This window comes from Escherichia sp. E4930 (genome assembly GCF_005845405.1).
In the GTDB taxonomy this organism is placed as follows: Bacteria; Pseudomonadota; Gammaproteobacteria; order Enterobacterales; family Enterobacteriaceae; genus Escherichia.
In genome coordinates, this window is sequence record NZ_VCDZ01000021.1 from 129186 (window position 1) to 144260 (window position 15075).

The 15075-nt window shown below is 53.1% G+C and carries 10 protein-coding genes; 4 read left to right on the forward strand and 6 right to left on the reverse strand.

All coding sequences use genetic code 11. The features are described from left to right. Positions 1-2 precede the first annotated feature (2 nt). Complete coding sequence (gene queA, locus FFT88_RS20515) at positions 3-1073, reverse strand: tRNA preQ1(34) S-adenosylmethionine ribosyltransferase-isomerase QueA (protein ID WP_135403895.1); 1071 nt, start codon at positions 1071-1073, stop codon at positions 3-5. 92 nt (positions 1074-1165) lie between these two features. Here queA and acpH point away from each other — a divergent pair, with 92 nt between their 5' ends. After that, a complete protein-coding gene (gene acpH, locus FFT88_RS20520) occupies positions 1166-1747 on the forward strand; it encodes an ACP phosphodiesterase (RefSeq protein ID WP_130223247.1) in 582 nt (193 codons plus the stop codon). A 4-nt stretch (positions 1748-1751) separates the two neighbouring features. Here the strand turns inward: acpH and malZ are convergent, their stop codons facing one another. The 5 genes from malZ to phoB form a co-directional block, all read right to left on the reverse strand. Further along, a complete protein-coding gene (malZ, locus tag FFT88_RS20525) occupies positions 1752-3569 on the reverse strand; it encodes a maltodextrin glucosidase (RefSeq protein ID WP_130215420.1) in 1818 nt (605 codons plus the stop codon). A 154-nt stretch (positions 3570-3723) separates the two neighbouring features. After that, the gene (proY, locus tag FFT88_RS20530) at positions 3724-5097 is read right to left on the reverse strand and encodes a proline-specific permease ProY (RefSeq protein ID WP_135403896.1); all 1374 of its coding nucleotides are present in this window, start codon (positions 5095-5097) and stop codon (positions 3724-3726) included. 76 nt (positions 5098-5173) lie between these two features. Further along, positions 5174-6493: a branched-chain amino acid transporter carrier protein BrnQ gene (gene brnQ / locus FFT88_RS20535; RefSeq protein WP_135403897.1), complete on the reverse strand. Its 1320-nt coding sequence runs from the start codon at positions 6491-6493 to the stop codon at positions 5174-5176. Between the two features lie 405 nt (positions 6494-6898). Continuing rightward, positions 6899-8194 (reverse strand): phosphate regulon sensor histidine kinase PhoR, encoded by a 1296-nt coding sequence (gene phoR / locus FFT88_RS20540; RefSeq protein WP_130206215.1) that lies wholly within the window; start codon positions 8192-8194, stop codon positions 6899-6901. 57 nt (positions 8195-8251) lie between these two features. Continuing rightward, positions 8252-8941, reverse strand: a complete 690-nt coding sequence (phoB, locus tag FFT88_RS20545) for a phosphate response regulator transcription factor PhoB (protein WP_000113933.1) — start codon at positions 8939-8941, stop codon at positions 8252-8254. Positions 8942-9130: 189 nt separating this feature from the next. Between phoB and sbcD the strand changes: the two genes are divergently transcribed. The 3 genes from sbcD (at position 9131) to araJ (ending at position 14783) form a co-directional block, all read left to right on the forward strand. Beyond that, positions 9131-10333, forward strand: a complete 1203-nt coding sequence (gene sbcD, locus FFT88_RS20550; protein WP_135403898.1) for an exonuclease subunit SbcD — start codon at positions 9131-9133, stop codon at positions 10331-10333. Next, complete coding sequence (sbcC, locus tag FFT88_RS20555; RefSeq protein WP_135403899.1) at positions 10330-13473, forward strand: exonuclease subunit SbcC; 3144 nt, start codon at positions 10330-10332, stop codon at positions 13471-13473. Before sbcD ends, sbcC begins: the two co-directional genes overlap by 4 nt. A gap of 125 nt (positions 13474-13598) precedes the next feature. Further along, positions 13599-14783 carry an MFS transporter AraJ gene (araJ, locus tag FFT88_RS20560; protein ID WP_135403900.1) on the forward strand — a complete coding sequence of 395 codons (1185 nt, stop codon included), beginning with the start codon at positions 13599-13601 and terminating at the stop codon, positions 14781-14783. The last annotated feature ends 292 nt before the right edge of the window (positions 14784-15075 follow it).

Here is a 15075-nt window from a genome sequence, read left to right on the forward strand (position 1 = left end):
AATTACTCCCCGACGCGCTCATTAATTGCCTGCGGATTGTACGTGATAAACATCGCATCACCGTAACTAAAAAAGCGATATTTCTCTTCTACTGCCGCTTTATAGGCGTTCATGGTGTGTTGATAACCGGCAAATGCGGAAACCAGCATAATCAGCGTTGACTCCGGCAGGTGGAAGTTAGTCACCAGCGCATCGACCACTTTGTACTGGAAGCCGGGATAGATAAAGATTTGTGTATCATCGAAAAACGGTTCAATCAGATCGTTTTTCGCCGCCTGGGCCGCGCTCTCAAGCGAGCGAACAGAGGTGGTGCCAACCGCAATCACCCGGTTACCACGCGCTTTCGCAGCCAGCACTGCGTCAACCACATCCTGCGGCACTTCTGCATATTCCGAGTGCATGATGTGGTCTTCAATGGTGTCGACGCGTACCGGCTGGAAGGTACCCGCCCCCACATGCAGAGTCACGAATGCCATCTCCACGCCTTTGGCGCGTAATTTTTCCAGCAGCGGTTCGTCAAAGTGCAGTCCGGCGGTCGGTGCTGCTACCGCGCCTGGTTTTTCGCTATAAACCGTTTGATAAAGTTCGCGGTCTGCATCTTCGTCCGGACGGTCGATGTACGGCGGCAGTGGCATATGGCCGATGCTGTTGAGAATATCCAGCACCGAGCGCTCATCGTTAAATTCGACTTCAAACAGCGCGCCGTGACGAGCGGTCATTGTTGCTTTGATGCTTTCGTCATCGCCCAGCAGCAGTTCAGCGCCCGGTTTTGGCGCTTTCGAGGCGCGAATATGCGCGAGAATGCGTTTGTCGTCGAGCATCCGCTCAACCAGCACTTCAATTTTACCGCCGCTGGATTTTCGCCCAAACAGGCGCGCCGGGATCACGCGGGTATTATTAAAAACCAGAAGATCGCCGGGGTTGAGCTTGTCGAGTAAATCGGTGAAAGTACCGTGCGTCAGCGCGCCCGTCGGCCCGTCCAGCGACAGTAAACGACAGCTACTGCGTTCAGGCATGGGATAGTGGGCAATCAGGGATTCGGGCAATTCAAAGGAGAAATCGGTAACGCGCATGACACTGACTCAGACTAAAATAAGAGGCGGGTAGTCTAGTGCCGGGGCGCTCTCCCTGCAACCTTTACCCCCCTTTGGATAGAATATAATCGATGAATTTTTTAGCTCACCTGCATTTAGCCCATCTCGCTGAAAGTTCGCTTTCCGGCAATTTACTGGCTGATTTTGTTCGCGGAAATCCTGACGAAAGTTTTCCGCCCGACGTGGTTGCAGGTATTCATATGCATCGGCGTATCGATGTGTTAACCGACAATCTGCCGGAAGTCCGCGAAGCGCGGGAGTGGTTTCGCAACGAAACTCGCCGCGTTGCGCCTATTACGCTGGATGTGATGTGGGATCACTTTCTTTCCCGCCACTGGTCGCAGCTGTCGCCGGACTTTCCGCTACAGGAATTTGTCTGTTATGCCCGCGAACAAGTGATGACGATTTTGCCGGACTCACCGCCGCGCTTTATCAATCTGAATAATTACTTATGGTCAGAGCAATGGCTGGTGCGCTATCGCGATATGGATTTCATCCAGAGCGTGTTAAACGGCATGGCAAGCCGTCGCCCACGTCTGGATGCTCTGCGTGACTCCTGGTACGATTTAGACACCCATTACGACGCCCTTGAAACCCGCTTCTGGCAATTTTATCCGCGGATGATGGAGCAGGCGTCACGCAAAGCGTTGTAAGGTATTAATTCATCCACACCGTGGCTGATATCGCGGGCAACGCCAGGATCCCATCAACCCGTTGTCCGTTCCCTTCTTTGCATTGCCATTGCGCGACATTAAGCAACGGCGATGCGGGTAGCACCACTTCACACGCTTCGCCACGGTTGATTGCCACTAGCACACGCTGCTGATTGAGCACACGCACAAACACCACCACGTTATCTTCCGCATACAACACCTGACAGCCGCCACGACGCAATGCCAGGCTCTTCTTACGCAGCGCAATCATTCGCTGGTATAGCGCGAATAGCTCCGTATCTTGTTTTTCCGGGTCCCAGGGAAACGGTTTACGACAAAATGGATCGTTATTGCCGTCCAGCCCCACTTCATCGCCGTAATAAATACACGGCACACCAGGCCAGGTGAACAGCCAGACGACCGCCAGTGGCAGACGCGCAACATCCCGTCCGAGTAACGTTTTAAATCGCGCGGTATCGTGACTATCGAGCTGGTTAAACATACGCAGTTGCTGTTGATGAGAAAGCCCGGCACGGTAATTGTCCATCCAGGTCATACAGATTTGAGCGTTAATCTGCTGCGGATCGTAAGAGACATCGGTATTAGCGAGAAAGCCCCACAGCGGAAAAGTAAAGCCGCGATAGTTCATCGATGCATCTTCCACATCGGCCTGTAACCATTGCCGCGCATCGCCAAAATATTCACCGACGATGTACGCTTCTGGCTGGGTTTCTTTCGCCGCCTCAGTGATTCCGGCGACATGCTGCAAATTATTGCGCGCCCCGCCCGCTTCCCCCAGCATATGCACCACATCCAGCCGCCAGCCGTCCATATTCCACGGCGCTTTTAGCCAGTGACGGACAATGCTGTCTTCACCGCGATAAATTTCATTTACCAGACTTTCCGACTGATAATCCAGTTTTGGCAGGCTGGCATAGCCCAGCCAATCGAGCGCCGTGCCGTCATCGCGAAACGAGTACCAGTCGCGCCAGGGCGATTCGGGGTTATGGCAAGCGCCGCCCGTCCCGCGATTGTGCCTGTCAAACCAGGCATGAGAATCGCCACTGTGGTTAAACACGCCGTCCAGCATCAGGCGCATTCCTTGCTGCTGCGTGTTGTGTCTCAAACGCAGCAACGCCCCGTCGCCGCCAAACTGCGGATCGACGTGGCGATAATCTTCGGTATCGTATTTATGCACGCTGGGTGCTTTAAACACCGGATTAAGATACAGCGCCGTCACCCCGAGTTTTTTCAGGTACGGCAGTTTTTCGCTTATCCCGTCCAGATCGCCGCCATAGAACGTTGATCCGCCCGCCTGTGCCGTGACCGGTTCATCCCAGTCACGCAATATGATTTCCCGCCCGGCGGCGTGATGATAATAGACATGATCCTGATCGGCATTACGAGGCAGACTCCGGGCAAAACGATCCGGGAAGATCTGATAAAAAATCTGATCCGCCGCCCATTGTGGTCCGATATCCGGCACATCGACGGCAAACTGTTCCAACCGTGCTGGTGGTATTGGGCTGAAACCTTGCGGCGTAAACCAACGCTGGCGATCGTGCCACAGCAATTTGAAACTGTAGCGCCGCCGTGGTTGCCCGGTGGCGAGAGAGAGCGCTCCCCGCCACGCCGTCACACCAGGCTGCGGCTGGCTGCGCTGTTTATGCATCGGTATTGATGTTTCTTCGTTATCGTTTTCCATGCGCAACATAATGCGCTGTGGCGGCTCTTCGCCCGTCAGCCACAGTGTAATGAGCAGTTGATCTTTGCTTTGCTTAACAAACGGGGGCACCGGCAGGTGCCATGCATTTAACATCATAATTCCCCTGTGATGAAAATGTGTTCACCTTGCCATAGCCTAATGCAGGATCACTCATCATCTGAAGGATATTTGGGGGATGAGGATGGGGGCGGATAATTTTCGGAATAGCCGGATCAGGTTTTGCTCCTGATCCGGCGACAAAAGGCGGGAATTAGTGGTTTTCTGCCAACTGGCGATCGTGGCGGCGTTTAAACATCCAGCCAATCAACAGCACCACAATCCACGCGAAACCAACATACAGCGAGATACGCGTTTCAGGGTGATAACCGATCAGTCCGATGATAAAGACCAGGAAAACCAGCCCCGTGATGGTCGTTGCAACTCCGCCAGGGACTTTAAATTTCAGCGCTTTAACTTCTTCTGGCGGCAGGCGGCGACGGAAGGCAATCTGCGACAGCAGGATCATAATCCACACCCACACGGTAGCGAAGGTCGCCAGCGAGGCAATCACCAGGAAGACGTTTTCCGGCATGATGTAGTTCAGATACACAGCAAACAGCAGCGCGGTAGTCATGACCAGCACCGTGACCCACGGAATACCGCGACGCGACGTTTTGCTGAAAATTTTCGGCGCACTGCCCTGCTCTGCCATGCCGTGCAGCATACGGCCTACACCAAACACATCGCTGTTAATTGCCGACAGCGAAGCAGTCAGCACAACGAAGTTAAGAATGCTGGCGGCAAAGGTAATCCCCAAATGCTGGAACGTCAGCACGAACGGGCTACCAGCAGTACCTACCTGATTCCACGGATAGATAGACATAATGACGAACAGCGTACCAACATAGAACACCAGAATACGCATCGGCACGGAGTTAATCGCACGCGGAATCGATTTCTCAGGATCTTTCGCTTCACCGGCGGTAATCCCGATAATTTCGATCCCACCGTAAGCAAACATCACCATTTGCAACGACATCACCATGCCAAGCCAGCCGTTACTGAAGAAGCCGCCGTTGCTCCACAGGTTATGGATACCGGTCGGTTGCCCGCCGTTGCCAATCCCCCAAATGATGATACCGAAACCAGCAACGATCATGATGATAATGGTGGCGACTTTAAAGAACGAGAACCAGAACTCCAGCTCACCAAAGACTTTCACGCTCATCAGGTTAATGGCGCAGATAATCAGCACCACGCTCAACACCCATATCCAGTGCGGCACCGTCGGGAACCAGACGCCCATATAGATACCGAAAGCGGTGACATCGGCGATGGCGACAATAAGGATTTCAAAGCAGTAGGTCCAGCCGGTGATATAACCTGCCAGCGGGCCAAGGTTTTCCTGCGCATAACGCGAGAAAGAGCTGGCGGCCGGGTTATGTACCGACATTTCTCCCAGCGCACGCATAATGATATACGCCGCGACACCACCGATAATATAGGCCAACAACACGCTCGGCCCGGCCATTTTGATGGCGTCCGCCGAACCGTAAAACAACCCGGTGCCAATTGCTGAACCCAGTGCCATAAAGCGTATGTGTCGGGTACTTAGCCCACGCTTTAGCTTGTTCTTACTTTCCATCAATTCCTAACCCATCAACACAATAAAAAAACCACGGGGCATCGCAGCCCCGTGGTTAAAACAAATTTACAGTGATTTAGTGGGCGCTGGAGGTCACCTGACGACCTGCTGCGCGATCCCAGATAATGGCCAGAACCACCATCACCACCGTTGGCATTAACCACGCCAGACCTTGTTCGGCCAGCGGTAAACGCTGCGCCCAGGACGGTAAAATATCGCTGAATGCAGATGCTTTGATCCCGTCGAGAATACCAAAAAGCAGGCTGATAAACATCGGCGGAGCAATCACGCGGGACGAATTATGCCACCATGAGCGTGTAAAACTTAATACAACCAGTGCGATACACGGCGGATAAATGGCAGTCAGCACCGGTACAGATATCTGAATCAGCTGGCTCAAGCCCAGATTAGACACCACCATCGAGAAGCCGCCGAGGATAAACACCAGCGTACGGTATGAGAGCGGGATGTATTGGGCGAAGAATTCCGCACAAGCGCAGGTCAGACCAACCGCCGTGACCAGACAAGCGATGAAGATTAACGCCGCCAGCAGGAAGCTACCGCCGCCGCCAAAGGTGTGCTGAACGTAAGCATGCAGAATAGCGGCACCGTTCGCGGATTGATCAACCAGCGACGCGCTGTCTGAACCCAGACGGAACAGCGCCAGGTACAGCAGAGTCAAACCAACGCCTGCCATCAGGCCAGCCCAGACGGTATAACGGGTCAGCAGACGCGCTTCGGTAACGCCGCGAGAACGCGCCGCATTGACAATAACGATACCAAACACCATCGCGCCCAGCGTATCCATAGTCAGATAGCCGTTAACGAAGCCGTTAGAAAACGCAGCGTTTTGATAAGCCTCAGTCGCCGTGCTGATAGAACCCGCAGGCCAGATAATCGCCGCAACAGACAGGATGACCAGCGCGATAATTTTCAGCGGCGCAAGGAAGTTGCCCACGGTATCCAGCAGCTTGCCCGGATAGAGCGAAACCAGAATAACGATAGCGAAATAGACCAGGCTGTAGATAAACAGCGGCAGTGCGGAGTCACCCGTCAGCGGCGCAATGCCCACTTCAAAGGAGACAGTTGCCGTACGCGGTGTTGCAAACAACGGCCCTACCGCCAGGTAGCAGACCGTTGCCAGCAGCACCCCTGCGACTTTACCGATTGGTGTGCTCAGACTGTCAACGCCGCCGCCAACTTTCGCCAGCGCCACTACCGTTAATACCGGCAGACCAACGGCAGTAATGAGGAAGCCGAATGCCGCAGTCCAGACGTGTTCGCCTGCCTGCAAGCCGACCATAGGAGGGAAAATAATGTTACCTGCGCCAACGAACAACGCAAATGTCATAAAGCCCAGAGCGATGATATCGCGCGATCTTAACTGATGGGTCATAAATCATACTGCCTGTGGATGTGGTGTTGTAACGTTAAATTTTGTGCCAATCCCTGGGGATGATACAGCGGTATATTTAAACAATTTTAGCGGGAAATACTCCCAACCAGGCGCGGCGAAGAATAGTTTTTCGATTTACCGCGTGAATGCAGTCAGTATGACAGCACCTGAAGCGCAATTTAAACGCTTATAACGTTTTAAAGCAAGGAGGGATCTAAAAACCAGAGGTATATAGCGATAAGAAATCACCAACCAGTATAAAACACTATTTCCGTGAAAAAGATATGGCTTATCATGCGAACAAAAAATCACCAGACATGGTAAAATTCAGCGCCCGTTTTTTGACTGCAAAGAAAAAAAGCCAGCATCGGCTGGCTTATGGCAACAAAAAATGACAAAGGCGGATTAATCGCTATTTTTGGCAATTAAACGTTCCGGCAGAACAAAACTGAAACGCGTACCTTTGCCCACCGTACTTTCAATATTGAGCCGACTTTCATGATGATTTACCGCATGCTTCACGATCGCTAACCCCAACCCGCTACCGCCAGTTTGTCGGGAACGCGCTTTATCAACGCGATAAAAACGCTCGGTCAGGCGCGGAATATGCTCCGGTGCGATGCCCGGTCCATTATCTTCAACACTAAATTCGGCACCGTGCGGTACTCGCTGCCAGCGTACGGTGATATGGGTACCTTCCGGTGTATGATTCACGGCGTTATAGACCAGATTCGAAATCGCACTGCGTAACTGGTCTTCGCTACCAGACACTTTGAGGCCGTTATCAATCTCAAAGGTAAATGTCTGTTTTTGCTGGCTCAGCGTCTGAGCTTCACGCTCAACGACGCGCAGCATCATCGGCACATCAACCTTCTCATTCAGCAACTGCGTCGGCGCGGCTTCAATTTTCGACAAGGTCAGCAACTGCTTCACCAGCCCTTCCATCCGCTGAGTCTGCTCACGCATGGTGTGCAACGCTTTTTCGCGTACCGCGCCTTCCAGCGGCTGCTCATCCATCATCTCCAGGTAACCCTGTAACACGGTCAATGGCGTGCGTAACTCATGGCTTACGTTGGCGAAAAAGTTGCGCCGCGCCCCTTCCAGTTGATGCATTTGCGTGACATCTCGCGCCACCATCAGCAGCTGTTTATGGGTATAAGGCATGACGCGAATTTCCAGATGCCGCCCGGTGTTGAGCACCAGATTGAGCGGGCGAGAAAAATCACGCGTTTTCAGATATTGCGTAAACTCCGGATAACGCAGCAGGTTAAGGATGTTCTGCCCGTTATCTTCCGGCCAGCGCAGACCAAGAATTTGTTGCGCCAGACCATTACACCAGAAAATCCCACCCTCTTCCGTGGTCAGCACCACCGCATCGGGTAGCGACTCCGCGCCGCTACGAAAGCGTTTGATAAGATTACCCAGCTCGCGGCGGCGTTTTTTATTACGCAGTTGCATCTGGTGTAAACCGTACAGCAGCGGTTCCCAGCTACCACGCCCCGGTGGCGGGGTCATACTGCGATCTACCCACAGCCACCATGAAAGGCGCAATAAATTCCAGAAATGCCAGATAAGCAGTCCTGTTACCGATGCCAGCAAAAACCAGGGCAGGTAACCAAAAAATGCACCCAGGATGAAAGCCGGGAGGCAGCAAAGTAGCAGCTCCAGCACCAGCCTTTTCCACGACAGCCGTTCCAGCACGTAAGATACTCCAGTTAAGAAATCATAAGCCCTGCTCTGCGTCCGATGAGCAAGGCGTTAAAAACGGGTTGAAAAACGATATCCTGTACCGCGTACGGTCTGCACCATGCGGTCATGCCCGCCGGGCTCCAGTGCTTTACGCAGGCGGCGAATGTGGACATCGACCGTGCGGTCTTCCACATATACGTTGGTTCCCCAGACGTGATTTAACAGTTGCTCGCGACTGTACACGCGCTCGGGATGCGTCATAAAAAAGTGCAGCAGTTTAAATTCAGTTGGCCCCATCTCCAGCGGTTCTTCGCCCGCCATCACCCGGTGAGATGTCGGGTCGAGACTTAGCCCCTGCATCTCAATCACCTCTTCCACCGCCATCGGCGATATACGGCGCATTACCGCTTTGATTCGCGCCACCAGCTCCTTCGGCGAAAACGGCTTGGTGATATAGTCATCCGCACCGGTTTCAAGGCCGCGCACGCGATCTTCTTCTTCCCCTCTGGCGGTCAACATCACAACCGGAATATCACGGGTCATCGACTCACGCTTGAGATGTTTGATGAACTGGATACCGGAGCCGCCGGGTAACATCCAGTCGAGGAGAATTAAATCCGGCCAGGGTTCATTCAGTTGGTTCACAGCACTGTCATAATCTTCCGCTTCGACCGGCTGGAAGCCATTTTGCTCGAGCACGAAGCAGACCATTTCGCGAATTGGAGCTTCATCTTCTACGACCAGAATACGTCTCGCCATGATTTGCCCTGTTGTAATAAATAGATTGCGATCATTAATGCGACGTCATTATGCGTCAGATTTATGACAGATTTATGAAAAGCTCGTCGCACATATCTTCAGGTTATTGATTTCTGTGGTGCAGAAAAAAGCAAATAGCGCACCTGTTTGGGTATAATCGCGCCCATGCTTTTTCGCCAGAGAATCGTTATGCGCATCCTTCACACTTCAGACTGGCATCTCGGCCAGAACTTCTACAGTAAAAGCCGCGAAGCTGAGCATCAGGCTTTTCTTGACTGGCTGCTGGAGACAGCACAAACCCATCAGGTGGATGCGATTATTGTTGCCGGTGATGTTTTCGATACCGGTTCGCCGCCCAGTTACGCCCGTACTTTATATAACCGTTTTGTTGTCAATTTACAGCAAACGGGCTGTCATCTGGTGGTACTGGCGGGAAACCATGATTCGGTCGCCACGCTGAATGAATCGCGCGATATCATGGCGTTCCTCAATACTACCGTGGTCGCCAGCGCCGGACATGCGCCGCAAATATTGCCTCGTCGCGACGGGACGCCAGGCGCAGTGCTGTGTCCCATTCCTTTTTTACGCCCGCGTGACATTATTACCAGCCAGGCGGGGCTTAACGGTATTGAAAAACAGCAGCATTTGCTGGCGGCTATTACTGATTATTATCAACAACATTATGCCGATGCCTGCAAACTGCGCGGCGATCAGCATCTGCCCATCATCGCCACGGGACATTTAACGACCGTGGGTGCCAGTAAAAGTGACGCCGTGCGTGACATTTATATTGGCACGCTGGACGCGTTTCCGGCACAAAACTTTCCACCAGCCGACTACATCGCGCTCGGGCATATTCACCGCGCGCAGATTATTGGCGGCATGGAACATGTTCGCTATTGCGGTTCCCCCATTCCACTAAGTTTTGATGAATGCGGTAAGAGTAAATATGTCCATCTGGTGACATTTTCAAACGGCAAATTAGAGAGCGTGGAAAACCTGAACGTACCAGTAACGCAACCGATGGCAGTGCTGAAAGGCGATTTGGCGTCGATTACCGAACAGCTGGAACAGTGGCGCGATGTATCACAGGAGCCACCTGTCTGGCTGGATATCGAAATCACTACCGATGAGTATCTGCATGATATTCAGCGCAAAATCCAGGCATTAACCGAATCATTGCCTGTCGAAGTATTGCTGGTGCGCCGGAGTCGTGAACAGCGCGAGCGTGTGTTAGCCAGCCAACAGCGTGAAACCCTCAGCGAACTCAGCGTCGAAGAGGTGTTCAATCGCCGTCTGGCACTGGAAGAACTGGATGAATCGCAGCAGCAACGTCTACAGAATCTTTTCGCCACGACGTTGCAGACCCTCGCCGGAGAACACGAAGCATGAAAATTCTCAGCCTGCGCCTGAAAAACCTGAACTCATTAAAAGGCGAATGGAAGATTGATTTCACCCGCGAGCCGTTCGCCAGCAACGGGCTGTTTGCCATTACCGGCCCAACAGGTGCGGGGAAAACCACCCTGCTGGACGCCATTTGTCTGGCGCTGTATCACGAAACCCCGCGCCTCTCTAACGTTTCGCAATCACAAAATGATCTCATGACCCGCGATACCGCCGAATGTCTGGCGGAAGTGGAATTTGAAGTGAAAGGTGAAGCGTATCGCGCGTTCTGGAGCCAGAATCGGGCGCGTAACCAGCCGGACGGTAATTTGCAGGTACCACGCGTAGAGCTGGCGCGCTGCGCAGACGGCAAAATTCTCGCCGACAAAGTGAAAGATAAGCTGGAACTGACGGCGACGTTAACCGGGCTTGATTACGGGCGCTTCACCCGTTCGATGCTGCTTTCACAAGGGCAATTTGCTGCCTTCCTCAATGCGAAACCGAAAGAACGCGCGGAATTGCTCGAGGAGTTAACCGGCACTGAAATCTACGGGCAAATCTCTGCGATGGTTTTTGAGCAGCATAAATCGGCCCGCACAGAGCTGGAGAAGCTGCAAGCGCAGGCCAGCGGCGTCGCGTTACTTGCACCAGAACAGCTGCAATCGCTGACAGAAAGTTTGCAGGTACTCACTGACGAAGAGAAACGGTTACTCACTGCGCAGCAGCAAGAACAACAATCGCTAAACTGGTTAACGCGTCTGGACGAATTGCAGCAGGAAGCCAGTCGCCGTCAGCAGGCATTGCAACAAGCGTTAGCCGAAGAAGAAAAAGCACAACCGCAACTGGCGGCGCTCAGCCTGGCACAACCGGCACGAAATCTTCGTCCGCACTGGGAACGCATCGCAGAACACAGCGCAGCGCTAACGCATACTCGCCAGCAGATTGAAGAAGTAAATACTCGCTTACAGAGCACAATGGCGCTTCGCGCGAGCATTCGCTACCACGCGGCGAAGCAGTCAGCAGAATTACAGCAGCAGCAACAAAGCCTGAATGCCTGGTTACAGGAACACGACCGCTTCCGTCAGTGGAACAACGAACTGGCGGGTTGGCGTGCGCAGTTCTCCCAGCAGACCAGCGATCGTGGGCATCTGCGGCAATGGCAGCAACAGTTAACCCATGCTGAGCAAAAACTTAATGCGCTTGCGGCGATCACGTTGACGTTAACCGCCGATGAAGTTGCTAGCGCCCAGGCGCAACATGCTGAGCAACGCCCACTGCGTCAACGCCTGGTTGCGCTGCATGGGCAGATTGTTCCCCAACAAAAACGTCTGGCGCAGTTACAGGTCGCTATCCAGAATGTCACTCTGGAACAGACGCAACGTAATGCCGCACTTAACGAAATGCGCCAGCGTTATAAAGAAAAAACGCAACAACTTGCCGATGTGAAAACCATTTGCGAGCAGGAAGCGCGCATCAAAACGCTGGAAGCTCAACGTGCACAGTTACAGGCGGGTCAGCCCTGCCCACTTTGTGGTTCCACCAGCCACCCGGCGGTCGAGGCGTATCAGGCGCTGGAGCCTGGCGTTAATCAGTCTCGATTACTGGCGCTGGAAAACGAAGTTAAAAAGCTCGGTGAAGAAGGTGCGGCGCTACGTGGGCAACTGGATGCATTAACGAAGCAGCTTCAGCGCGATGAAAACGAAGCGCAAAGCCTCCGACAAGATGAGCAAGCACTTACTCAACAATGGCAAGCCGTCACGGCCAGCCTCAATATCACCTTGCAGCCGCAGGACGATATTCAACCGTGGCTGGATGCACAAGATGAGCACGAACGCCAGCTGCGGTTACTCAGCCAACGGCATGAATTACAAGGGCAGATTGCCGCGCATAATCAGCAAATTATCCAGTATCAACAGCAAATTGAACAACGCCAGCAGCAACTCTTAACGGCATTGGCGGGTTATGCACTGACATTGCCACAGGAAGAGGAAGAAGAGAGCTGGTTGGCGACACGTCAGCAAGAAGCGCAGAGCTGGCAGCAACGCCAGAACGAATTAACCGCGCTGCAAAACCGTATTCAGCAGCTGACGCCGATTCTGGAAACGTTGCCGCAAAGTGATGAACTCCCGCACAGCGAAGAAACTGTGGCGCTGGAAAACTGGCGGCAAGTTCACGAACAATGCCTCGCGTTGCAAAGCCAGCAGCAAACGTTGCAGCAACAGGAGGTTCTGGCAGCGCAAAGTCTGCAAAAAGTTCAGGCGCAGTTTGACACCGCGCTACAGGACAGCATTTTTGACGATCAGCAGGCATTTCTTGCGGCGCTAATGGATGAGCAGACGCTAACGCAGCTGGAACAGCTGAAACAGAATCTGGAAAACCAGCGTCGTCAGGCGCAAGCGCTGGCCACTCAGACAGCTGAAACGCTGGCACAGCATCAGCAACACCGACCTGGCGGGCTGGATCTCACGGCGACGGTGGAACAGATTCAGCAAGAGTTAGCGCAAACTCACCAAAAGTTGCGTGAAAACACCACTCGCCAGGGGGAAATTCGCCAGCAGCTGAAGCAGGATGCAGACAACCGTCAGCAACAACAAACCTTAATGCAGCAAATTGCACAGACGACGCAGCAGGTTGAGGACTGGGGATATCTTAATTCGCTGATTGGCTCCAAAGAGGGCGATAAATTCCGTAAATTCGCTCAGGGGCTGACGCTGGACAATCTGGTTCATCTGGCTAACCAGCAACTTACCCGGCTGCACGGTCGCTACCTGTTACAGCGTAAAGCCAGCGAGGCGCTGGAGGTCGAAGTTGTCGATACCTGGCAGGCAGATGCGGTGCGCGATACCCGTACGCTTTCCGGCGGCGAAAGTTTCCTCGTGAGCCTGGCACTGGCGCTGGCGCTTTCGGATCTGGTCAGCCATAAAACGCGTATTGACTCGCTGTTCCTCGATGAAGGTTTCGGCACGCTGGATAGCGAAACGCTGGATACCGCCCTTGATGCGCTGGATGCCCTGAACGCCAGTGGTAAAACCATCGGGGTGATTAGCCACGTTGAAGCGATGAAAGAGCGTATTCCGGTGCAGATTAAAGTGAAGAAGATCAACGGACTGGGCTACAGTAAACTGGAAAGCGCGTTTGCGGTGAAATAACTATTCAGCAGGATAATGAATACAGAGGGGCGAATTATCTCTTGGCCCGACTGGTCGTTATCCTGCAAGCTATCACTTTATTGGCTACGGTGATTCGTAGCTGCTCTGTTGGTTGTGATGGTGGTATGAAAAAAGTTATTTTATCTTTGGCTCTGGGTACGTTTGGTTTGGGGATGGCCGAATTTGGCATTATGGGGGTGCTCACGGAGCTGGCGCATAACGTAGGAATTTCGATTCCTGCCGCCGGGCATATGATTTCGTATTATGCGCTGGGGGTGGTGGTCGGTGCGCCGATCATCGCACTCTTTTCCAGCCGCTACTCACTCAAACATATCTTGTTGTTTCTGGTGGCGTTGTGCGTCATTGGTAACGCCATGTTCACGCTCTCTTCATCTTACCTGATGCTTGCCATTGGTCGGCTGGTTTCCGGCTTTCCGCATGGCGCATTTTTTGGCGTCGGCGCGATCGTGTTATCGAAAATTATCAAACCCGGCAAAGTCACCGCCGCCGTGGCGGGGATGGTTTCCGGGATGACAGTCGCCAATTTGCTGGGCATTCCGCTGGGGACGTATTTAAGTCAGGAATTTAGCTGGCGCTACACCTTTTTGTTGATCGCTGTTTTTAATATTGCGGTGATGGCATCGGTCTATTTTTGGGTGCCGGATATTCGCGACGAGGCGAAGGGAAAGCTGCGCGAACAATTTCACTTTTTGCGCAGCCCGGCCCCGTGGTTAATTTTCGCCGCCACAATGTTTGGCAACGCAGGTGTGTTTGCCTGGTTTAGTTACGTTAAACCTTACATGATGTTTATTTCCGGTTTTTCGGAAACGGCGATGACCTTCATTATGATGCTGGTCGGACTGGGGATGGTGCTGGGGAATATGCTAAGTGGCCGGATTTCCGGACGTTACTCGCCGCTACGCATTGCGGCAGTGACTGACTTTATCATTGTACTGGCACTGCTGATGCTCTTTTTCTTCGGCGGTATGAAAACAACGTCGCTTATTTTTGCTTTTATTTGTTGCGCGGGATTATTTGCCCTTTCAGCACCGCTGCAAATATTGTTACTGCAAAATGCCAAAGGTGGGGAGTTATTAGGTGCCGCGGGAGGGCAAATAGCGTTTAACCTCGGTAGCGCCGTGGGTGCTTATTGCGGCGGGATGATGCTGACGCTGGGGCTGGCGTATAATTACGTGGCGTTGCCTGCTGCCCTGCTCTCGTTTGCTGCGATGTCCTCATTGCTGCTGTATGGTCGCTATAAGCGCCAGCAAGTAGCGGAGAGTCCGGTGCTGGCGAAACCACTGGGATAGGTTGCAGTCACGGTGCACATTACTTGTTGCCGGATGCGGCGTGAACGCCTTATCCGGCCTACGGGCTGCTCATTTTGTAGGCCTGATAAGACGCTGCAAGCGTCGCATCAGGCATCTGAGCACAGTGCCGGATGCGGCGCGAGCGCCTTATCCGGCCTACGGACTGCTCATTTTGTAGGCCTGATAAGACGCGACAAGCGTCGCATCAGGCATCTGAGCACGGTGCCGGATGCGGCGCGAGCGCCTTATCTGGCTTACGAGATGCTTATTTTGTAGGCCTGATAAGACGCGG

What these genes read in the sequence shown, in the direction of transcription:
- queA (WP_135403895.1), bottom strand. Translation starts at nt 1,073, where the DNA reads ATGCGCGTTACCGATTTCTCCTTTGAATTGCCCGAATCCCTGATTGCC.
- acpH (WP_130223247.1), top strand. Translation starts at nt 1,166, where the DNA reads ATGAATTTTTTAGCTCACCTGCATTTAGCCCATCTCGCTGAAAGTTCG.
- malZ (WP_130215420.1), bottom strand. Translation starts at nt 3,569, where the DNA reads ATGATGTTAAATGCATGGCACCTGCCGGTGCCCCCGTTTGTTAAGCAA.
- proY (WP_135403896.1), bottom strand. Translation starts at nt 5,097, where the DNA reads ATGGAAAGTAAGAACAAGCTAAAGCGTGGGCTAAGTACCCGACACATA.
- brnQ (WP_135403897.1), bottom strand. Translation starts at nt 6,493, where the DNA reads ATGACCCATCAGTTAAGATCGCGCGATATCATCGCTCTGGGCTTTATG.
- phoB (WP_000113933.1), bottom strand. Translation starts at nt 8,941, where the DNA reads ATGGCGAGACGTATTCTGGTCGTAGAAGATGAAGCTCCAATTCGCGAA.
- sbcD (WP_135403898.1), top strand. Translation starts at nt 9,131, where the DNA reads ATGCGCATCCTTCACACTTCAGACTGGCATCTCGGCCAGAACTTCTAC.
- sbcC (WP_135403899.1), top strand. Translation starts at nt 10,330, where the DNA reads ATGAAAATTCTCAGCCTGCGCCTGAAAAACCTGAACTCATTAAAAGGC.
- araJ (WP_135403900.1), top strand. Translation starts at nt 13,599, where the DNA reads ATGAAAAAAGTTATTTTATCTTTGGCTCTGGGTACGTTTGGTTTGGGG.